At 63.0% G+C, this 21,657-nt stretch carries 15 protein-coding genes and 1 pseudogene; 2 read left to right on the top strand and 14 right to left on the bottom strand.

Annotated elements, in window-relative coordinates:
- Positions 1 to 64: 64 nt before the first annotated feature.
- The 6 genes and pseudogenes from AC0L3L_RS03870 to AC0L3L_RS03845 all read right to left on the bottom strand — a co-directional run bounded on the left by AC0L3L_RS03870 (position 65) and on the right by AC0L3L_RS03845 (position 5,397).
- Complete coding sequence (locus AC0L3L_RS03870; RefSeq protein ID WP_473636616.1) at positions 65 to 442, bottom strand: DoxX family protein; 378 nt, start codon at positions 440 to 442, stop codon at positions 65 to 67.
- A 58-nt stretch (positions 443 to 500) separates the two neighbouring features.
- Complete coding sequence (locus tag AC0L3L_RS03865; RefSeq protein ID WP_473636615.1) at positions 501 to 959, bottom strand: carboxymuconolactone decarboxylase family protein; 459 nt, start codon at positions 957 to 959, stop codon at positions 501 to 503.
- 12 nt (positions 960 to 971) lie between these two features.
- Positions 972 to 1,490, bottom strand: a complete 519-nt coding sequence (locus tag AC0L3L_RS03860; protein WP_473485192.1) for an RrF2 family transcriptional regulator — start codon at positions 1,488 to 1,490, stop codon at positions 972 to 974.
- A 370-nt stretch (positions 1,491 to 1,860) separates the two neighbouring features.
- Positions 1,861 to 3,174 carry an NAD-dependent dihydropyrimidine dehydrogenase subunit PreA gene (gene preA / locus AC0L3L_RS03855; RefSeq protein ID WP_473636614.1) on the bottom strand — a complete coding sequence of 438 codons (1,314 nt, stop codon included), beginning with the start codon at positions 3,172 to 3,174 and terminating at the stop codon, positions 1,861 to 1,863.
- A gap of 2 nt (positions 3,175 to 3,176) precedes the next feature.
- Positions 3,177 to 4,541 (bottom strand): NAD(P)-dependent oxidoreductase, encoded by a 1,365-nt coding sequence (locus AC0L3L_RS03850; RefSeq protein ID WP_473485190.1) that lies wholly within the window; start codon positions 4,539 to 4,541, stop codon positions 3,177 to 3,179.
- A gap of 140 nt (positions 4,542 to 4,681) precedes the next feature.
- Positions 4,682 to 5,397, bottom strand: a pseudogene (locus AC0L3L_RS03845) (gamma-glutamylcyclotransferase).
- Between the two features lie 173 nt (positions 5,398 to 5,570).
- On the opposite strand from AC0L3L_RS03845, the gene AC0L3L_RS03840 reads away from it, so the two are divergent.
- Positions 5,571 to 6,347, top strand: a complete 777-nt coding sequence (locus AC0L3L_RS03840) for a VOC family protein (protein ID WP_473485188.1) — start codon at positions 5,571 to 5,573, stop codon at positions 6,345 to 6,347.
- Between the two features lie 201 nt (positions 6,348 to 6,548).
- On the opposite strand, the gene AC0L3L_RS03835 is transcribed toward AC0L3L_RS03840, so the two are convergent.
- From AC0L3L_RS03835 to AC0L3L_RS03825, 3 genes are all read right to left on the bottom strand, one after another.
- Entirely contained in the window at positions 6,549 to 7,037 is a 489-nt protein-coding gene (locus AC0L3L_RS03835; RefSeq protein WP_473636613.1) for a hypothetical protein, read from the bottom strand.
- 227 nt (positions 7,038 to 7,264) lie between these two features.
- Positions 7,265 to 9,706, bottom strand: a complete 2,442-nt coding sequence (locus AC0L3L_RS03830) for a GcvT family protein (RefSeq protein WP_473636612.1) — start codon at positions 9,704 to 9,706, stop codon at positions 7,265 to 7,267.
- Between the two features lie 87 nt (positions 9,707 to 9,793).
- Positions 9,794 to 11,332, bottom strand: coding sequence for a trimethylamine methyltransferase family protein (locus AC0L3L_RS03825; RefSeq protein ID WP_473636611.1), 1,539 nt, complete (start codon positions 11,330 to 11,332; stop codon positions 9,794 to 9,796).
- A 218-nt stretch (positions 11,333 to 11,550) separates the two neighbouring features.
- Between AC0L3L_RS03825 and AC0L3L_RS03820 the strand changes: the two genes are divergently transcribed.
- On the top strand, positions 11,551 to 12,141 hold the full coding sequence (locus tag AC0L3L_RS03820; protein ID WP_473636610.1) for a transglycosylase SLT domain-containing protein: 591 nt from the start codon (positions 11,551 to 11,553) through the stop codon (positions 12,139 to 12,141).
- Positions 12,142 to 12,154: 13 nt separating this feature from the next.
- Here AC0L3L_RS03820 and AC0L3L_RS03815 read toward each other — a convergent pair whose 3' ends face one another.
- The 5 genes from AC0L3L_RS03815 to AC0L3L_RS03795 all read right to left on the bottom strand — a co-directional run.
- Positions 12,155 to 14,371 (bottom strand): dipeptide ABC transporter ATP-binding protein, encoded by a 2,217-nt coding sequence (locus AC0L3L_RS03815; protein ID WP_473636609.1) that lies wholly within the window; start codon positions 14,369 to 14,371, stop codon positions 12,155 to 12,157.
- A gap of 51 nt (positions 14,372 to 14,422) precedes the next feature.
- Positions 14,423 to 15,580, bottom strand: a complete 1,158-nt coding sequence (locus AC0L3L_RS03810) for an ABC transporter permease (protein ID WP_473636608.1) — start codon at positions 15,578 to 15,580, stop codon at positions 14,423 to 14,425.
- 12 nt (positions 15,581 to 15,592) lie between these two features.
- Positions 15,593 to 16,627: an ABC transporter permease gene (locus AC0L3L_RS03805; protein WP_473636607.1), complete on the bottom strand. Its 1,035-nt coding sequence runs from the start codon at positions 16,625 to 16,627 to the stop codon at positions 15,593 to 15,595.
- A gap of 225 nt (positions 16,628 to 16,852) precedes the next feature.
- A complete protein-coding gene (locus tag AC0L3L_RS03800) occupies positions 16,853 to 18,508 on the bottom strand; it encodes an ABC transporter substrate-binding protein (RefSeq protein ID WP_473636605.1) in 1,656 nt (551 codons plus the stop codon).
- Positions 18,509 to 18,906: 398 nt separating this feature from the next.
- Positions 18,907 to 21,657: translocation/assembly module TamB domain-containing protein (locus AC0L3L_RS03795; RefSeq protein ID WP_473636604.1), on the bottom strand; the 2,751-nt coding region annotated here is incomplete at its 5' end.

Raw genomic sequence — 21,657 nt, 5'->3', positions numbered from 1 at the left:
CATTCGCAACGGAGCGATTAATGCGCAGATGACAATTCATACCATATCGGCTGCGCGATTCCCCTTAAAGCGCCTGGCCCATCAGCGCTAGAAATCCTCCGGTCAGCGCGACATTGGCGACAAAGCCGTTGATGCGGGCGGCGCGCTCTGGCCCCTGATGATCCCAGAAATTGTGGAACATCGGGGTGGCGACCAGCATGAAGAGGATCAGACATGCCGCAGCAAGAGCGGTCCAGATGCCTGCAATCACCAGCCCTCCGGCGACGATCTGCAGGACGATGCCGAGCCACAGCATCAGCCACGCCTGCGGCACGCCACGCGTCGTCATCAGCTGAGTCAGGAAGTCCACGTTCTGGATGTTGCGCAGGCCGGCAAAGACAAAGGCGCCGCCAAGCAGCAGGTGTGCGGTAAACAGAATCTCATTCTCAAAATTCGACAACATGGTCTTGATCCCGAAGCAAAGGGACGCGGCGTAAAGGCCGCGCGTCAGGTCCGTCCGCTCAAGCGGCCTTGGCCGCCGCTACCGGATGAATGGCGTGGAAGGGAACGCAGAGCCGGTTCCAGGTGTTGATCATGCCGATCGCGACGGACAGCTTGACCAGTTCCTCTTCCAAAAAGTGTTCAAGCGTTTTTGCGTAGAGATCGTCCGGCACGCCGCTGTCCGCGATCTTCGTTACTGTTTCGGTCCAGGCGAAGGCGGCGCGTTCGCGCTCGGAAAACAGCGGCGATTCCTTCCAGGCGGAGACGAGATAAAGCCGCTGTTCGGTCTCGCCGTCATGACGCGCCTCGCGGCTGTGCATCTCGACGCAATACGAACAGCCATTGATCTGCGACGCCCGCAGCTTGATCAGGTGCAGCAGGCTTTTCTCGAGCCCGCATTCGTCGACCGCCTTGTTGAGCGCCGACACCGCTTTCATGATTTCCGGCGCCGCGCCGAAGAATTGCAGCCTCTGCTTCATCGTCATTACCTTTCACGCTTGCTTGGTTGAACTGGATTTCTGCGGTCGCTGATGGCGCTCGACAAAGGCGCAGTTCGCGGCGACCGAACGGGGATCGGCATCGCTCACGTACTCCGCCACGATGTTGGACAGCCGGGCCTCGGCAAGAGCGGCGCGATAGGCGCGTTCGGCCTTCAGCATCGCGACCCTGATGCCGCAGGGTTTGACGTAAACCGACGCATCGAGCCTGGCCGGCCCGCGCTGACGGATTTCGCCGCAGCGGAAGGCCGGTTCGTCTCCTTCCACGGCGAGCACGATGTCGAGCAGCGTTATGCGCTCGGCCGGCCGCGCCAGCCGGTAACCGCCCGATGGCCCGGGCACCGATTCCAGGATGCCCAAGGCCGTTAGTGCGTTGAGATGCTTGAGGAGATAGCTCGGCGACAGGCCGAAAGCTTCCGCCATGGCAGCACCCGGCATGGTCGCCGCGCCTTCGACGCCGGCAAGCATCGCGGCGCAGTGGATGGCCGCTTCGACGCCCTCACCCAGCTTCATCGTGCTGATCTCCAATTCATGGATATGATTTATCGTGGATAATTTTTATCCGCAATAGGAAATTAAGAGTCTCGACTCTGGATGGGATGGCTGCCCTGCCGGCGATTTTATCCGATCGATGGCGCCGCCCCTCATTGCCCTGCCGGGCATTTCTCCCCGTAGAACGGAGAGAAAGACGCCGGCATCGAAGTTTTCGCCAATCTCCAGCGTTGCAGAATTGAGAGCCAAGGCCGCGGCCAGCGGGCTTCTCCCCGTTTACGGGGAGAAGGTGCCGGCAGGCGGATGAGGGGCAGCGCCGACCTCAACGGCTGCACAGCTAAAGCGCTCCCGCACTGTGTGAGAGATAAGACAGGCCGATCCTCGTCCGTCCCTATTCCGCCGCCACCTTGGCCATCGGGTTGTTCGGATGCGTCGTCCAGTTGGCGTAGACCGGCGACACCGGTCTGCCGGTGCGCTGGTCGATTACGCCGGCCGCCAGCGGTTCCATGGTGATGCAGTTCTCGACCGGGCAGACATTGACGCAGAGGTTGCAGCCGACGCATTCGGCCTCGATCACCTCGAAATGCCTGACGCCATCGACGATTGCGGTGATCGCCTGGTGCGAGGTGTCCTCGCAGGCGATGTGGCAGCGGCCGCATTTGATGCAGGCCTCCTGGTCGATATGCGCCTTGGCGACGTAGTTGAGGTTGAGATACTGCCAGTCGGTGACGTTGGGAGTGGCGCGGCCGACGATGTCGTCGAGCGAGGCATGGCCCTTCTCGTCCATCCAGTTTTCCAGGCCGGCGATCATCTCCTGCACGATCTTGAAGCCATAGGTCATCGCCGCCGTGCACACCTGCACATTGCCGGCGCCGAGCGCCATGAATTCGGCAGCGTCGCGCCACGTGGTGATGCCGCCGATACCGGAGATCGGCAAGCCATGCGTTTCCGGATCGCGGGCGATCTCGGCCACCATGTTCATGGCGATCGGCTTCACCGCCGGGCCGCAATAGCCGCCATGCGAACCCTTGCCGTCAATCGTCGGCTCCGGCGCGAAACTATCGAGATTGACGCCGGTGATCGAATTGATGGTGTTGATCAGCGACACCGCGTCTGTGCCGCCGGCAAGGGCGGCCCGCGCCGGCTTGCGTATGTCGGTGATGTTGGGCGTCAGCTTGGTGATAACAGGCATGCGGGTGTTGGCCTTGCACCAGCGCACCACCATTTCGATGTATTCCGGCACCTGGCCGACGGCAGCACCCATGCCGCGTTCCGACATGCCGTGCGGGCAGCCGAAATTGAGCTCGATGCCGTCGGCCCCCGTCTCCTCGACCCCCGGCAGAATCGCCTTCCACGCATGCTCCTCGCAAGGCACCATCAGCGAGACGACGATGGCGCGGTCGGGCCAGTCCATCTTGACCTGCTTTATCTCGCGCAGATTGACCTGCAGGTCGCGGTCGGTGATCAGCTCGATATTGTTCAAACCGAGCAGGCGGCGATCGGCGCCCCAGATCGCGCCGTAACGCGGACCGTTGACGTTGACCACCGGCGGACCTTCTTCGCCGAGCGTCTTCCACACCACGCCGCCCCAGCCCGCCTTAAAGGCGCGGATGACGTTGTAGGCCTTGTCGGTCGGCGGCGCCGAAGCAAGCCAGAACGGATTCGGCGATTTGATGCCGACGAAATTGTTGCTTATGTCTGCCATGCTCATGCCCTCCCGTTCGAGGTCAGTGCCCGGTGGATCGATTCGGCCGCGTCGCGGCCCTGTGCGACGGCGGAGACTGTCAGGTCGTCGCCGCCAAAGATGCAGTCGCCGCCGGCCCAGACATTGGCCAGCGAGGTGCGGCCTTCGGCATCGACCTTGATGCGGCCAGCTTCCAAAGCAAGCAAGGCACCGCTGCCGTTGAGCGCAGCCGGGACAAAACTCTGGCCGATCGCCTTGAACACCTGGTCGGCGGTAAGCGTCAGCCGCTCGCCGGTGCCGACGAGCTTGTCGCCATCCATCGCCGTATATTCGAGCTCGATGCCCGACACCTTGCCGCCTTCGGCAATGACCCGCTTCGGCTGCAGCCAGTGACGGATGATGACGCCGTTGGCGGCAGCCAGATCCTGCTCGAATTCCGAGGCGTTCATGTGCTCCTGGCCGCGCCGGTAGCAGATCGTCACCTCTTCGGCGCCGAGCAGCTTCGATTGCACCGCCGCGTCGATCGCCGTCATGCCGCCGCCGATGACGACGACGCGCCGGCCGACCGGCAGGCTGGCAAGATCGCTCGCCTGGCGAAGCTCCGCAATGAACTCCACCGCATTGGTGACGCCCTGCGCCTCCTCGCCGTCGGCGCGTAGCGCGTTGACGCCGCCAAGCCCCATGCCGAGAAACACCGCGTCGTAGTTCCTGGTCAGGTCCGAGAGTTGGTAGTCACGGCCGAGCGCCTTGCCGTTCTGGATGTCGATGCCGCCGATCGACTGGATATAGTCGACCTCGGCCTGGGCGAAATTGTCGATGCTCTTGTAGGCGGCGATGCCGTATTCATTGAGGCCGCCGGCTTTCGGACGGGCTTCCAGGATGGTCACGTCGTGACCGTGGCGGGCGAGCCGATGAGCGGCGGCAAGCCCGGCCGGTCCGGCGCCGACGACGGCGACCGTCTTGCCGGTCGGGGCGGCGCGCGGGTAAAACTGCTTATTCTCAGCCATGGCGACATCGGTGGCGTAGCGCTGCAGTCGGCCGATCTGCACCGGCTTGCCTTCCGCCACTTCGCGCACGCAGACTTCCTCGCACAGCGTCTCGGTCGGGCAGACGCGGGCACACATGCCGCCCAAAATGTTCTGGTCGAAAATCGTCTTTGCCGAGCCGATCGGATTGCCTGTCGAGATCTGGCGGATGAACAGCGGGATGTCGATCGAGGTCGGGCATGCGTTCATGCACGGCGCGTCATAACAGAAATAGCAGCGATCGGACTCGACCAGCGCCTCGTGATGATCGAGCGGCGGATGCAGGTCGGAAAAATTATCCGCATATTGTTCAGGCGAAAGCCGGCCGCCGGCAATGCCCTGCTTGAAATGACCAGTCGCCATTCCGCTTCCCCATTCTTGTGGTTTTGCCGAAGGCTAACACGTTTTGTTTTTTTATCAATTGGTCAATTTTCAGCCAAGTTGCTGAAAACGCTTAATAAAAATATGATAATTGTAGTCATGTTTTCGAGGTGTGCGAGCGATCACGACGCAGACAGGAGGCCCATTCCGGAGGCACGGCCATGGATAGACCTGATCTCGTTCGCGACAAGTTCCTGCAGCCGCCACAGGTTGCGGTCGCGAATGCCGAATTCTTCCAGATGATGGACGGTGTTGTAGAGATATTCGGCGCCCGACCCGACATGCCCGCACGCCCGCGCCAGCACTTGCGCTACCCTCTCCAGCGGCTGTTTGAGCGACGTCCCCCTGCCGGTCACACCGACCCAGAAGCCCAGCGCCCGCAGTGAACCTTGAGCCGTACGCACCGGAAGCCATCTGACCGAGCCGACGCTCTCGTGATCGTCGATCTCGCGCCGCAACAGTCTTTCGATCTGCAGCGGCTTTTCTCCCTCCGGCAAGCGGTAGATCACACCATCGCATCGCCCACCTCGTTCGAGCGCCATCATTAGTCCCGGTTGCGCAGCGCTGCCGCGCCAGCGAGCGATGTCGAGGCAGAAGGACCGATGCCAGCCGAAAGCGGTGGCGCGCTGTCGTTCGACGGACTCGAAAGCCGGCTTCCAGATCAGCGAGCCATAGGCGTACACCCACAAGGGCCCGCGTCTGCTTCATCAGAAAGCCGCGACGCGAGGGTTTGGAAATCCTCATCGTTCAGTTGCGTCCAACTGCCATCGGGACCGGGATCGGCCTCCTCCCGATGGCATAGCGCGACAAGCTCCGGCGTAAGCGACATTAGGCGCATGAATCGACACCCCCTTACGCAGCAAAGTCGAAAACCGAGACACGCGCAAGATTGCGAATGAGGCGCACCTTGCCGTCATCGATTTCTGGCCCAGATGTCGGATTTCCGTCGCCAAGATCGTCCTAGGATGGATCAAACCACAATCCACAACTGGAAACGCAAGGAGCACGACAATGCCAAAGTCCCCGATGCCCTTCTTCTGGTACGAACTGATGACCACCGACCTCGACGCCGCCGAGGCCTTCTATACAATTGTGGTCGGCTGGACGGCGCAGCCCTTCGATGGCGCGCCAGGCATGCCGCGTTATATCGTCATGAATGTCGGCGAGCGCGGCGTTGGCGGGCTGATGGCGCAGCCGGACGAAGTGCGCAAGATGGGTATGCCGCCGGCCTGGGTCGGTTACATCCACACCAGGGATGTCGATGCCTCGACAAAATCGTTGAAGGAAGCTGGCGGTACGGTTCACCGCGAACCCGATGACATTCCGGGCGTCGGCCGCTTTGCCGTCGTCGCTGATCCGCAAAGCGCGGCCTTCAACTTCCTGCAGCCGATTGGCCCCGACCAGCCGCCGCTACCATCGACGACACCCGGCAACATTGGCTGGCATGAGCTCTACACGTCCGACTGGAAGGCGGCGCTCGATTTCTATTCCAGCCAGTTCGGCTGGACCAAGGGCGACGCCATGGACATGGGTCCGATGGGCACATACCAGCTCTTTGCCTTCGACGGCGAACCTATCGGCGGCATGATGAACAAGCCCGAGCAGATTCCCGTGCCGGTCTGGCAGTTCTATTTCAACGTTCCGGCCATCGACGCAGCGGCCAAGCGCGTGACCGATAATGGCGGCAAGATCCTGATGGGCCCGATGGAGGTCCCCGGCGGCGGCTGGATCGTGCAGTGCACGGATCCGCAAGGCGCTCATTTCGCGCTGATGGCGCCGGTGCGGTAGGCGTCCTGACCGACCGAGTGCTGCCGCTGGATCATTCCAGCGTCAGCACCGCAACTTTGAGACCGGGCGCCGCTGAGTTGGACGGTCGCGGCACCCGCCGCAAGCTTGAAACGCACGCTTTTGCAAATGCCAGGACAGGTTTTCACGCCGCTGAAATCGACCGAGCGAGCGGCATGGCCTGAATTGCCTCAGGGCGCAAAGTCATTCCGGCGCCAGCACCGCAATCTTAAGGGTCTCTTTCTTGGCGCCGCTCAGCTGGACGGTCGCCGGGCCGGCGGCCAGCTTGAAGCGCACGCTCTTGCGAATCCCCGGACAGGTCTTCATACCACTGAAAGCCGCCAGCTTCACGGCTTTGCCGTCCTGAACGACATCGATCCAGGCCTCATCAGACAGGCTGATCTGGAGCTCTCCCTCAGGGGGCACGGCCACGCTTGCCGTCGCGCCGAATGTACCGGCTGCCGGCGCGCGTTCCGGCGGAACGGTGAAGCTGATCGTGTCGACCGGTGCCAACGCCACATCTGCAGCCTCGCCGACCGAAAGGTCAGCCCCGGGCTGCGCGGCGGGCGCTGCCGCAAACAGGGCCTCCTCGCGCGTCACCGGCCATTTGAAAGCAGCACAGCCGGCGTCGTCGGCCATGGCGACGCTGGTGCCTGCAAGGATGGCGAACAGGCTGACAAGGACTTTTCTCATGGCAAACGGAACCCACATGGTTTGGAGTGTCTGGCTATCAATACAACTATAGCGATCTTTATGCAACCCTGGCTAGAATAAAAGGACGAGGAACATTCCAATCACCGGTTGTTGATGGCAGGCCAACCGCAGGCGCTAGGCATTCTGCGCATCATGACCGCGTTGCAGTTCATCGAGCACGGCGCTGGACAACCGCCGCAGCGCTTGAGCCGCCACCAGCGGCGCCTTCACCCCCGCATCCGCTCGAGATTTGCGTCGAACAGCGGTGTCGGCTGCACGCGCGCGGGATAGCGCTTACCCAAGAGCTCGATCTCGAAACCGTCGGCCTCGTCGGCGATTTCCTTCGGCACGTAGCCCATAGCCACGGACGTCTTCGAATGATGCGCGTAGCCGCCTGACGTGACCCAGCCGCGCACGGCGCCGTCGAACCAGATCGGCTCGTCTCCGATGACGTCGGCGTCTGCCGTATCAACGACAAAGGCGCGCAGCCGCAGCTTGCCGCCTTGCTTGCGCTCAGCCAGTGCAGCCTGCTTGCCGATGAAATCGGTTTCTTTCCCGTAGGCGACGAAACGGTCGAGCCCGGCCTCAAGCGGACCATAGATCGGCCGGTATTCGCGCCCCCACGAGCCGTAGTTCTTCTCCAGCCGCAGCGCATTGAGCGCGCGCGAGCCGAACAGACCGATGCCGAATTCTTCGCCAGCCGCCATCAGGGTCTGGTACGCGGCACGCTGATATTCCGGCGCCACCCAGATCTCGTAGCCGAGATCGCCGGTGTAGCTGACTCGGCCGACCAGGCACGGCGCCATGCCGATACCCACCTTGCCGATGGCCATGAACGGGAACGCCGCATTCGACACATCCGCCCGCGTGACTTTTGCCAGCACGTCCCGCGCCCTCGGACCGGCAATCGACAGGCCCGTCAGTCTCGCCCCCAGCGCCTCGATATGGACCGAGCCATCTTGCGGCAGATGCGCCTCGAACCAGCGCATGTGATACTCCTCGGCAATGCCGGAACCGGCGAGGAACCAGCCCTCCCCGTTGGAATTGGGGCTGCCGACATTGGCCAGCGAGAAATCGCCGATCAGCCTGCCGTCTTCTTTCAGCATCGGCGCCAGCGTCATGCGGCCGGCTTTTGGCAGCTTGCAGGCAAGCAGGCGGTCGAGCCAGGCCGCCGCGCCCTCGCCTGTCACCCTGTATTTGGCGAAGGACGAGATTTCCGACAGGCCGACACTTGTCCGCACCGTCTTCACCTCTTTTGCGACATGCCCGAAATCGCTTGAGCGCCGCCACGAGAACTCGTCCCTGACGCCCTCGGGCGCATACCACAGCGGCACTTCAAGCCCGTAGGCGACGCCCCATTGCGCGCCCTTGGCCGACAAAAGGTCGTAGACCGGCGTGGTCTTGAGCGGCCGCCCGTCAGGCAGCTCCTCATTGGGGAAGCGGATGGAAAAACGTCGCGAATAATTCTCGCGCACCTTGGCGTTGGTGTAGGCCATCGTTGCCCAGTCGCCGTAGCGCGCGACATCCATCGCCCAGATGTCGGCGCCGGGATCGCCCTCGATCATCCAGTTCGACAGCGCCAGGCCGACGCCGCCGCCCTGCGAAAAGCCGGCCATGACGCCGCAGGCGACCCAGAAACCCGGCAGGCCGCGCACCGGCCCGACCAGCGGGTTGCCGTCGGGCGCGAATGTGAAGGGGCCGTTGATGATCTGCTTGATGCCGGTGTTCTGGAAGGCCGGAAAATGGCGGAAGCCGACTTCCAGCGATGGCGCGATGCGGTCGATGTCAGGCTCCAGCAGTTCGTGGCCGAAAGTCCACGGCGTGGTAAATTCGGACCATGGCTTGTTGGCCTTCTCATAGGTACCCATCAGCATGCCGCCGCGCTCCTGGCGCAGATAAAGTTCGCCGTCGAAATCGACCGCGTGGATGATCTCCGTGCCGGTCTTCTGGTTCCAGGCGGCAACCTCCGGCATGTCCTCGGTGATCAGGTACATGTGCTCCATGGCCAGCACCGGCAGTTCCAGCCCGACCATGCGGCCGACCTCGCGCGCCCACAGGCCACCGGCGTTGACGACATGCTCGGCCACCACCTCGCCCTTGTTGGTGATGACGCGCCACAGCCCGTCGGCGCGGCGCACGATGTCCTCGACCTTGGTGAAGCGCTCAACCTCGGCGCCGAGCTTCCTCGCGGCCTTGGCATAGGCGTGGGTGACCCCCGATGGATCGAGATGGCCGTCCTCCTTGTTGCGCACGGCGCCGACGAACTGCTTCGGGTCGAGCAGCGGCATCAGCTCGGCCGCCTCATCAGGCGAAATCTCCTCGAGGTCGATGCCGAGATAGCGGCCCTTGGCAACGACGCCGCGCAGCCAGTCGAGCCGCGCCTCGGTCGCCGCCAGAAGCACGCCGCCGGTCAGATGGACGCCGGTCGCCTGGCCGGACAGTTCCTCGATCTCCTTGTACAGCGAGATCGTATATTTCTGCAGCTTGGCGACGTTGGGATCGCCATTGATCGTGTGCATGCCACCAGCCGCGTGCCAGGTCGAACCGGAGGTCAACTCGTCACGCTCCAAAAGCACGATGTCGGTCCAGCCGTGACGGGCGAGATGGAACAGCACGGAACAGCCGACGACGCCTCCGCCAATGACCACGACCTTTGCATGCGATTTCATGGGTTTTCTCGTTATTTCAGTGAGTTGGAGGGGTGACGTGAATCGGGGTGGGAGGAGCCAAGCTACACGAGCGCAAGCCTTCGACCATCACGGCTCGCCTTGCCCGATCGCTTCCTTGCGCCTGGCCACATACGCCTCCAACGCCTCGCGCACGGAAACATCCATCGCCGGTTCGACATGATCTTCCAGCGCTTTCTTCCACAGCCGCGTCGCCCGCGCCGTGGCATCGAGCCCGCCGGCCTCCTGCCACGCCTCGTAGTTCTGCCAGTTGGAAAGCATCGGCTGGTAGAAGGCGGTGGCGTAGCGCTCCAGCGTGTGCGGCTCGCCGAAGAAATGGCCGCCGGTCGGCACCGCACCCAGCGCCTCGACAGCGAGTTCCGCCTCGTTGACTTCGATCGGGCGCAAAAACTCCATCATGTGCTGGATCATCTCGACGTCGATGATGAACTTTTCGAACGACGCGGTCAGCCCGCCCTCCTGCCAGCCGGCTGCGTGGTAGACGAGGTTGCCGTGGCCGAGCACCGCGCCCCACAGCGCCATCAGCGTCTCATAGGCGCCTTGCGCGTCGGCGGCGTTGGAGGCCGAGCCCGGCGTCGTCCGGTAGGGCAGTCCATAGCGCCGTGCCAGCTGCCCGGAGGCGATGTTGGCCTTGGTGTTCTCCGGCGTGCCGAAGGCCGGCGCGCCCGACTTCATGTCGACATTGGAGGTGAAGGCGCCATACATGACCGGGGCGCCGGGGCGGACAAGCTGCGTCAAGACCACGCCGAACAGTGCCTCGGCGTTCTGTTGTGCCAGCGCGCCAGCAAGCGTCACCGGGCTCATCGCCCCCATCAGCGTGAACGGCGTCACCGCGACCGATTGGCCGAACTCGGCCATGGTCATCAGCCCTTCGGCCATCATCTCGTCGAAGCGGCGCGGCGAGTTGACCGAGATGATGGTGGTGACGCCGGGATTGTCGCGCATCTGGTCGAGGCTCAGGCCCCGCGAAATCGCCATCATTTCGATGCCGTCCAGCGCCCTGCCGCGGCCGATCGCCGAGACGTGAAAACTTTTATCGGTCAGCGTCAGATTGGCGAAATAGGTGTCGAGGTGGCGGGAATTGGCCGGCAGTTCCACCGGCGCGCAGACCTGGTTGCCCAGCATGTGGATGCAGTTGAAATGCTGCGCCAGCCGGGTGAGATCGCAGTAGTCGCGCAGGTTTCCGGCGCGGCGGCCGCGTTCCATGTCGTGCACGTTGGGAGGTCCGGCGACGAGCGTAAAATTGATGGTGTTGCCGCCGAGATGAACGGCACGGACCGGGTTGCGCGGCGTCAGCGTATAGCTCGACCGCGTCGTCCCCAGTGCCTGGTCGACCATGCCGCGGTCGATGCGGACAGTCATCGACGCATGATCGACCTTGGCCCCGGCCTTTTCGAACAGCGAAAGCGCCCGCGGGCTCATCACCTCGATGCCGAAATTCTCCAGAATGTGCATCGACGCCTGATGGATCGCCTCGATCTGGTCGGCCGAGAGCATCGCCATTGGCGGATAGGGATTGGTGACGCGGCGCAACGGCAGCTGCGGGATGGCGGCCGGTCCCCTGTTGCTGGTTCGTTCGGCGCCGCGTTTGCGTCTCGGTTCGTTCATGCGGCGCATCAAAGCGCCGGCACGACGATCGAGCTGTCAGAAATCCGCCACCCACGGGCGTGATTTTAGCCAAGGCGGCATTTTGGTAGCTTCGTGCCGACAAAAGCGACGGAAAACGTCGGAATATCTATCCTCGTTCTGACCCGACCAAAGCGGTCGATGGGCCGTTAAGGAACGCAGCAAGATTCCTTTTATGTTTTCGGCCTAATCCTGTTCCAATGGGCAGGTCGAGTTTTAGTAAAATTGTAGCAGTTACCGTGCTGCTGGCGCTGTCGGCCTGCGCGACTCCGCCGAACCATATCAACGATGTCTGCGCCGTGTTCGACCAGAATGACGGCTGGTTCGACAACTGGCAGGCGGCGGCCGAACGCGCCGAACAGAAGCACGGCGTGCCGGTTCCCGTGCTGATGGCGACTGTGCGCAAGGAATCCGGCTTCAAGAGCAGCGCCAGGCCGCCGCGTACCAAGCTTCTCGGCTTCATTCCCTGGAAACGTGTCTCCAGCGCCACCGGCTTCTCGCAGGCGCTCGACGGCACCTGGGCGCAGTATCAAAGCGAGACCGGCAGCTGGGCGGCGCGCCGCACCAGCTTCGCCGATGCCGTCGATTTCGTCGGCTGGTATCATTCCAAGACCGCAGACACGCTCGGCGTCGCCCGCAACGACACCTACAACCTCTATCTGGCCTATTATCTCGGCTGGACGGCCTATGGCCGCGGGAACCGCGGCGATGCCGGCGTGCAGCGCTATGCGCGGGCCACCGAGCAGATGGCTCGGGATTACGCCGCGCAGCTACGCCAATGCGCGCCTTGATGGCGCCACGGATCTAACCATCCGTCAGCTTCGGCCTTTTGCCGCGTGGACGCTTGGGCGGAGCGCCGGCAAAGCCCGGACCGACGCCCTGCGGCGCGTCTTTCGGCACGCCTTCATTGGCGGCATGCTCCTTGTCGAACTTGATCACCGGCTCCATTTTCGCCAGCACGTCGTCGGCAAGCCAGCACAGGCTCATATGGCCATCGCCGAGATTCTTCACCGGCGGCACCTGCGTCTCGCAAAGATTGTCCGGCACCAGCTTCTTGTAGCCGCAGCGCGTCTGGAACGGACAGCCGGTTGGCGGGTTCATCGCCGACGGAATGTCGCCCTCCAGCACGATGTGCTTCTTGATCACGCTGGTGTCGGCGATCGGGATCGCCGACAGCAGCGCCTCGGTATAGGGATGATAGGGCGGCGAAAAGATCTGGTCGGTCGTGCCCTGCTCGACGATATAACCGAGATACATGACGACGACGCGGTCGGCGATGTAGCGCACCACCGACAGGTCGTGGCTGATGAACAGCATCGTCGTCTTGTTCTTGCGCTGGATGTCCATCAGGAGCTCAGTCACCGCCGCCTGCACCGACACGTCGAGCGCCGAGACCGGCTCGTCGGCCACCACCACCTTGGCGTCGCCGGCAAAGGCCCGCGCCACGCCGATGCGCTGCTTCTGGCCGCCGGAAAGCTGGCGCGGCTTGCGGGTCTCGAACGCCCGCGGCAGCTTCACCAGGTCGAGCAACTCCAGCATGCGCTTGCGGCGGTCGGCGACGGTGTTGCCGACATTGAACTTTTCCAGCGTGCGGATGATCTGCGAGCCGACCGTGTGGCTGGGGTTGAGCGTGTCGAACGGATTCTGGAACACCATCTGGATCGACGACACCGTCTCGACGCTGCGGTTCTCGACGCCGGTCGACTGGATTTGCTGGTTGCCGAGCGTCACGCTGCCGGAGCTTGCCGTCTCCAGCCCGAGCAGCACCTTGGCCAGCGTCGACTTTCCGCAACCGGACTCGCCGACGATGGCGACGGTCTCGGATTCGCGCGCCATGAAGGAGATCGTCTCATTGGCCTTGACGACGCGGCCCTCGCTCGAGCCGAACACCTCGCTGCCGCCGACCTTGTAGTACTTTTTGAGATCCTCGATCTTGAGCACCGGCGCGCCGGGCTCGACGCGCTCGTTGACCTTCTTGGCGCCGGGCGGCAGCGCTTCCCAGTCGATCTCGTTAAAGCGCACGCAGCGCGAAAAATGGCCTTCATGGCCTTCGACCGCGATCATCGGGATTTCGGCGGCGTTGCAGACGCCCTCGACGAAGTGGTGGCAGCGGGGGCCGAAATTGCAGCCCTTCGGCCGCTCGTGCGGCAGCGGCAATTGCCCCGGGATGGAGATCAGAGGCCGCGAATTCTTGTCGGCGCCGGGCAGCGGGATCGAGCGGAACAAACCTTGCGTGTAGGGATGGCGCATCCGGTCGAAGACGTCCTTGATCTTGCCGGTCTCCACCGCTTCGCCCGAATACATCACCGTGATGCGGTCGCAGGTTTCCAGGATCAGGCCGAGATTGTGCGACACGAAGATCATCGAGGTGCCGAACTTCTCGCCGAGCCCCTTGACCAGGTCGACGATGCCGGCTTCCACCGTCACGTCGAGCGCTGTCGTCGGCTCGTCGAGCAGGAGCAGCGCCGGCTTCGACAGCAGCGCCATGGCTATGACGATACGCTGTTGCTGGCCACCGGAAAGCTGGTGCGGAAAGGAGCGCATCATGCGCTCCGGATCGGGCAGCCTGACCGAGCGCACCATTTCCAGCGCGCGTTTGTAAGCCTCTTCCTTCGACACCTTGTCGTGGATCAGCGGCACTTCCATCAGTTGCTGGCCGACCTTCATCGCCGGGTTCAGGCTGGCCATCGGCTCCTGGTAGATCATCGCGATCTTGTTGCCGCGGATGGCGCGCAGTTCCTCGTCGGAGAGCTCGCCCATGTCCTTGCCCTGGAACTTTATCCGGCCGCCGACGATCTTTCCGATGTTGGAGAGGTCGCGCATGATGCCGAGCGACACGGTCGACTTGCCGCAGCCGGATTCGCCGACGATGCCCATGGCTTCGCCAGGCATGACCGTGCAGGAGAAGTCCATGACTGCCGGTATCTCACCCTTGCGGGTGAAGAAGGAGATCGACAGGTTCTCGATCTCGATGATCGGCCCATTGGTCGGCTTGGCGGGATTTCGAACTGCCTCATTCATGGGTCGCTCCAATCCTTGTTCTTTCAAGCATATCGGGTCGAGAACCCTCCATCAATCTTTCATCGATTGTTCACGCAGCGAGTCGGCCAGCAGGTTAAGGCCCAGCACGAACGACATCAGCGCGATCGTCGGCGGCAGCGCCGGATGGATGAAGGAGCGCAGCAGCCGGCTGGCATCCTTGATCGCGGTGCCCCAGTCCGGGCTCTCGGGCGCCAGCCCCAGGCCGAAATAGCCGAGCGTGCCGAGCAGGATCGTGGTGTAGCCGATACGCAGGCAGGCATCGACGATCAGCGGCCCGCGTGCATTGGGAAGGATCTCCCACAGCATGATGTACCAGGGCGATTCACCGCGCGTCTGCGCCGCCGCCACATAGTCGCGCGTTTTGATGTCCATGACCAGACCGCGCACGATGCGGAACACACCAGGGCTGGAGGCGAACACCACCGCCACGAAGATGTTGAGCTGGTTGGGATCGATATGGATGATCCTGAACGGGTCGGCATCGAAGACCAGGCCGGCGTAGACCCAGCCGCCAATGACAAGGGTCAGCCCCAGGAGGATGTAGAGCCGGTCAGGCCGCTTCCTGTAGCGCGTCCAGAACAGCACGCTGAAGAAGATAATCGGGAACAGGAAGAACAGGCCGGCCATCGCATAGGGAATCGGCGTCTCCATGATGCCTGGCGTCACCAAGAGGTAGAACAGGAGGATCACCGGGAAGGCGAGCACCAGGTTGGCGAGGAAGGACAGAACCGTATCGATCCTGCCGCCATAATAGCCGGCCGGCAGGCCAAGCGTGATGCCGACCATCAGCGCGAAACCGGTCGCCGCCGGCGCGATGATCAGCACGATCTGGCTGCCATAGATCATACGGCTGAACACGTCGCGGGCAAGCTTGTCACCGCCGAACAGGTAGATAAGTCCCGATTGCGGCTCGACCGCGCCAGGCAGCGCGTCCTTCATGATCGGGATCTGGACAAGCGGATTGAAGGGCGAGATGGTTGACGCGAAGATCGCCGTGAACAGCCAGAACAGGCAGATGCCGACGCCGACGATGCCGACGCTGCTGTCGAAGAGTTGACCGTAGAGGCCAAGCCTCTTCTTGTAGGCGAAGCTCGCCCCCATCACCACGACGAGGGCGATCCAGACCGGCCAGAAACGCGCGAGCACGCCAAGCACCACATCGAAGGCGCCGATATATTCAAGCTGCATCCGCCCGATCCCCTATTGAACTCTGATACGCGGATTGAGAAACGCGTAACCGACATCGGAAATGAGCTGCGTGATCAGCACGATGAACACCGAGACCAGGGAGCAACCGAGCAAAAGATCGATGTCGTTGTTGCCAGCCGCCTCGACCAGCGTGTAGCCAAACCCCTGGTAGCGGAACATCACCTCGACGATGACGACGCCGGTGAGCAGCCAGGGAAATTGCAGCATGATGACAGTGAACGGCGCGATCAGCGCGTTGCGCAGCGCATGCTTGACCACGACGCTGCCGAAGGAGAGGCCCTTCAACCGCGCGGTGCGGATATATTGCTGCGTCATCACCTCGACCATCGAGGCGCGGGTCATGCGGGCGATATAGCCGATGCCGTAGATCGCCAACGTCATGACAGGCAGCGTGAAATTGTAGAAGGTGATGCCCCGGCTGGCCGAAGCCGCCGAACCGTTCAGCAGGCCGAGCCATGAGGCGAAAATGACGGTGAAAATGACGCCCGACACGTATTCGGGCGTCGCCGTCGAGGCGATCGAGGCGACGGACAACGTCCGGTCGGTTCGCGAGCCCTCGCGCATGCCGGCGAGGATGCCGATCAGAAGCGAGATCGGCACCATTACCACAAGCACCCAGAACATCAGTATGCCGGTGGCGCCGAGCGCCGGGAAAAGCTTCGACGCGACCGTCGTCTTGAATTTGGTCGAGCAGCCGAAGTCGCCCTGCAGGACGCCGGAGAACGTCGGCTCGACGGGATCGTTGCAGAAGGAAAAACGTCGCGCGGGTTTGCCCGTTGCCGGGTCTGTGACCGGCTGTTTCGGTATGATACCCAGCCATTGGCCATAGCGGGAGAAGAAATTCTGGCGATAGCCATGGTTGACCAGCCAGCTTTCGAGCTGCTCGGCCGAGGTGTGCATTTCGGTCTGGCTGATCGCCAGTTTTTTCAGATTGGGGTCGAGATTGATCAGGAAGAAGACGACCAACGTCAGGCACAGCATCGTCAATGCCATGGTGCCGAGGCGTCGAAGGATGAAAGAGAGCATGGCGGTCCCCTGCCGGTCTGGTTGGGGTTGAGGCCGGCTCGGAGCCAGCTCAGCCGCTATCGGCAGAGCTGGCTGTCAAACGGACCCTCAGAATGCGATCAACCCTGTCTTGTTGCACGCCCCTGTCCGAAGCGTCCGCGCTTTTTTGCTGCGCCGACTTTCGGTTGTGGGATCATGCATAGCGTGGGTGGAAGGGGCGAGCCGCCCCTTCCACGATCGATTCGATCAGGCCTCCTCGTCGAGCCAGACCTTGCCGTAGTCGCGCTCGAAGGTCGGGTGCATGGCGTAGTTCTTAACGGCAGCCACCGAGTGACTGTAGAGCTTGCGCCAGTAAGGCTGGATGATGATGCCGGAATCCTGCAGGATCTGCTCGATGTCCTTCATCATCTCCTTGCGCTTGGCGGCATCGGCGACCGAAAGTGCGGCGTTGAGCTTGGCATCCCATTCGGGATTCGACCAGGCGGTTTCGTTCCAGGCTTCTCCGGTGCGGTAGCCGATCGCCAGAACCTGGACCCCGAGCGGCCGCATGTTCCAATTGGTCATCGACAGCGGATACTTGGTCCAGTCGTTCCAGAACGTCGAACCCGGCAGCACCGTGCGCTTCACCTTGATGCCGGCGTCGCGCATCTGCGCGGCGATCGCATCGCCGGTATTCTTGTGCCAGTCTTCGTCGACCGTGATCAGCTCGTGCTCGAAATCGGCCTGGCCGGCTTCCTCCATCAGCGCCTTTGCCTTGGCCGGATCGCGAGCAATCTTCGGCAGCTCGTAATATTCCGGATGGATCGGGGAGACATGATGGTTTTCGGCGACGGTGCCGGCATTGCCACCGCCCAGCTGGAGCACGACAGCGTTGTCGACCGCGAGCTGCAGCGCATTGCGAACCTTCTGGTCGTCATAAGGCTTGTTGGTCACGTTGGTGCGGCAGACGATGGTCGCTGCGGTGACCACCTCGTACTTGACCAGGTCGACACCGTCGAGGATCGACACATAATCGGCCGACGTCTCGAAATTGGTATGGACCTCTCCCGATTCGAAGGCGCTGACCGTGGCTGCCGGATCGGTGCCGTAGTCGATGAACTCGATGCCGTCGAGAAAGACCTCGCCGTCCCACCACTTGTTGTCTTCGCGGCGCTTGTAGACCACTTTCTGGCCGACGTCGTAGGAAACGAGCTCGAACGGGCCGGTGCCGATCGGGCAGGCTTTGAAATCGCCGCCCTTTTCGTCGAATGTCTTGTGGACGACGAGACCGGGATAGTCGCACACGTTGGGGATGAGCGCGATATCCGGCGTGCTGAGCTTCAGCTTCACCGTCATATCGTCGACCTTGGTGACTGCGCTCTCATCCAGCTTGTCGTCCTTGACCAGCGAGCCGAGACGACCGGGCATGGAATTGCCTTCGGCCTTCTTGTCGGCCCAACGCTTGAAGTTGAAGATGACGTCGTCCGCGGTGAACGGATCGCCGTTGTTCCAAGTGACGCCCTTGCGCACATGCAGCGTGTACTCGGTGGCATCGTCGTTGACGTCCCAGCTCTCGAGCAGGTAGGGGCGGAACGTGTATTCGTTTGTATACTTGACCAACGGCTCGAGTGCCTGGCGCTCGGCATTGGCGATTTCCGACCAGTCGGCCTTGCGCGGATCCTTCGCATCCTTGATCCACATAGCGACCTTCAGTATGCCGCCCTTCTTGCCCTGTACGTCCTGCGCTCTCGCCGGCGTCGGGTCGGCGAGGCCGAGCATACCATAGGCCATCGCCGTGGACGCGCCGAAGACGCTGGCCAAAGCGAAAAACTCGCGGCGATCGACACGTCCGGCCCTGGCTTCTTCGGCCATTGCATGGATGTGATCCGGAACGCGATCGCCATTACTCTTGTAGATTGTCATCACGAACTCCCATTGTTGGCTTTCTGCCTTTTACCATTCCGCATCCGGGCCATGATGTCAAAAACGGCACGGGTTGGGAACATGCCAAGGAATGTGCAACTTTGGAAGGGAAGCAGTTCGCGTGATAACGACAGTCTTGGCGCAAAATTGCTATTGCCCGGCAGATTTCGTTCGAATCTCCGGCATCGATTAAACTGAGACATTCACGACAGCGCCGCGCGTAACGGTGGGTGCAAAGGACGCTGTAGCATTTTGATTTCGCGCATGATCCCTAACTGAAAATCGGTTCCGATTTTCGGCGTCATGCGCGAAACTTTGCACAGCGCCAGCCGATCCCGGACAGGGTGCCAGAACGGCGACGACTGTCGGATTGCCAGACCGTTTCGCGCCGGCCGGCTTCAGTACTCGCGTTCGTAGAAAACGCCGCCCTTGGCTTCGCCGGCATCGGTGGCCTCGCCGCGCAATTTGACGCCGCGTCCGACGTCGAGATCGATCGCCGCCTTGCCCGAACCCGGCTTGTCGCCTTTCTGGATCGTCACATAGGTGCGGTCGTTGAGATATTTGCCCGCCGAAACCGCGGTGCCACCCTCCTCGTCCGTGATGACGTCGAGATCGTCGACGCCGATCGCGCTGCGCAGGTTCTGGAGCAGCGAGGTCGAGCCGCCGACACCGGCCAGCTGCGCGGCGGCTTCGGCAAGCTGGGCGATCTGCAGCGGCGACAGGTTCGACATCGAGCGGCCGAAAATCAGTTGCGCCAGAACCTCGTCTTCCGGCAGCGCCGGCACCGACGAGAAGTTGAATTTCGGATTGGTCGCCTCGCCCGACACCACGATGGTGACGGTGGCGCTGCTCGTCGTCGATGTCGCCGTGAGGTTGAGATAAGGTACCAGCGAGCCTGAAAAGCCGACCGTGCCTTCGGTGAAGGTCAGCCGCTTGGCGAGGATCGTCAGCCGCCCGCGCTGCAAGTCAAAGGTGCCGACCGCTTGCGGCGACGATGCCGGGCCGGTCAGCCGCAGCGAACCGCCAAGCTCGGCATCGACACCCCTGCCCTGGATGAAAATCTGGCTCGGCGCGTTGACCGTGACATCGAGGTTGAGGCCGCCGCCTCCGCCGCCGCTCGCAGTCGCCGGGCGCAACGCCTTGTCCTGCGCGCGCACGGCGGCCGGTGCGTTCCTGTGCTTGACGTCGAGCGCCGCTAGCGAACCCGGCAGCTTTTCGGGAACGGTGATCACGGTCTTGGCCAGGTTGATCGTGCCCGAAATCACCGGCGCCGACGCGAGCGGTCCCTTGATGGTGAGGTCGCCGCCGAGATTGGCGGTGACCACCCTGCCGTCGGTATAGCGGCCGTCGACGAGCTTGACCGACAGGTCGGCCGGAAAACCTTGCGCCGGATTGATGCCGACCGTGCCGCTGGCCGACAGGCTGCCGCGCGTCGACAAATTGCCGGTCAGGCGGTTGATCCTGGCGACGCCACCGCCGATCGCGACATCGGCGGTGATATCGTTGATCGCAAGTCCCGAGCGTGCATCGATCAGGCGGGCACCCGACGTGCGGACCGTGCCTGTGATCACCGGCGACGTCGCCGGGCCGCGCACCTTCAAATCGACGTCGGCCGTGCCGCTCAAAGACAGGCCTTGCGCGGCGAGTGTCCGGGTGAGGAAGGCGAACGGCACCTTGCCGGAAAAGTCGAGATCAAGGGTGGGCGTGCCTGATGTCGTCATCGTGCCGCCGCCCTTGAGGCCGAGACCGGCGGCATCGCTCATGTTGGCGTCGAAGGCCAGTCTGTTGCCCGAATACGTGCCGGAGGACGAAACGCCCATGCCGCCGAAACCGGCACCGCGGGTCTGCGACGTCTGGACGCCTGCGGCGTCGATCTTGAAGGCGACGGCCGGATTGGCCGGCGCGCCCGTCACCTTCACCGTGCCCGAGATCGAGCCGGCGGCATCGAGGCCCGGCGAGAAACTGTTGGCGAGCGACATCGGCACCCGCGCCAGCGTCGCGTTGAGATTGAGCGCCTCCCCGACCTTACCCGAAACCGTCGCCGTGCCGCCGCCGAGGTTGAGCGCGAGCCGATCCAGGCTGGTGGTGCCGTTGGCGATGGTGATGGTCGAGGCCTGCGCGATCGCTGCTTTGATGCCGCGCATGGTCGCCTGGCCGGAGGTGAGCTCGACCGTCGTCGTGCCGTCGGCGATCTTCACCCTGCCTTCGGCCCTGGCCGGAATGTCCTTGACGGTGGCGCCGCCGGAAAAGCCTGTCCAGTCGCCGTCACGCTTGAGATCGACATCGATGCCGCGAATGACGGTGCCGCCGGAGGTGACGCTGTCGGCACGGATTTTTCCGGAGATCACCGGTGCGGCGAGATAGTTAGCAATCAGCGCATCGATGGTGACCGTCTTTGCCGAAACATCGTCGCGTGAAATCGAAGCCGTCGAAGCCTTGATGGTGACCTCAGGCACATTGCCGGTCTTCGAGAAATCGATCGTGCCGCGCACGTCGCCTTCCGCCTTTTCCAGCGCAAGGGCTGCGAGCGGTCCGATGTCAGGCAGGTCGAGCGCCACGGTGCCTTCGGGCACGAAGGCCTCATCAAGTGCCAGGTCGCCCGATATCCGGTTCTTGCCGAGTGACAGCAAAAGCCCGTTGATGGCGCGCTTGCCGTCGGAGGTCGCCAGCACGGCACTGCCTTGCAGGGGCTGGCCCGCGACATTTCCGGTCAGTTGGACATTGGCCGCCGGGTTGGCGGCATCGGCCTTGCCGGTGGCGGTGAGCCTCAGCCCGGTGATCTCGCGTTCGGCCACCGAGAGCCGGTCGCTGTTGACCGTCAGCGACAGGTCGGGCGCGGTGCCGGCGCCTTGCACGTTCAGCGCGAAAGCGATGGCGCCCTTGGCATCCCGAGACAGAAGCGAGATGTCGGACAGCGCGCCCTTGACGTCGGCGCTGACCTTGTTGTCGGCAAGGCTGGCCTGCCCGTCGGCGGTCAGCGCGCCGGACACCAGCCTGATCGCGTTGGCGGTAACATTGCCATTGGCGTCACGCTTCAAAGCGGCACTGAGTTCTGTCCGCTCCGCGAGCACACCGCGCGCTGCCGCCGGCAGTGCTGCGGAAGCCGCATCCGCCCTGAGGTTGAGATCGATGGCGCCGTCGGCCAGCGA

The sequence above is a fragment of the Mesorhizobium sp. WSM4849 genome, assembly GCF_055811385.1.
Note: the sequence above shows the minus strand (reverse complement) of the source record. Positions and strands in the feature narration are given on the sequence as shown.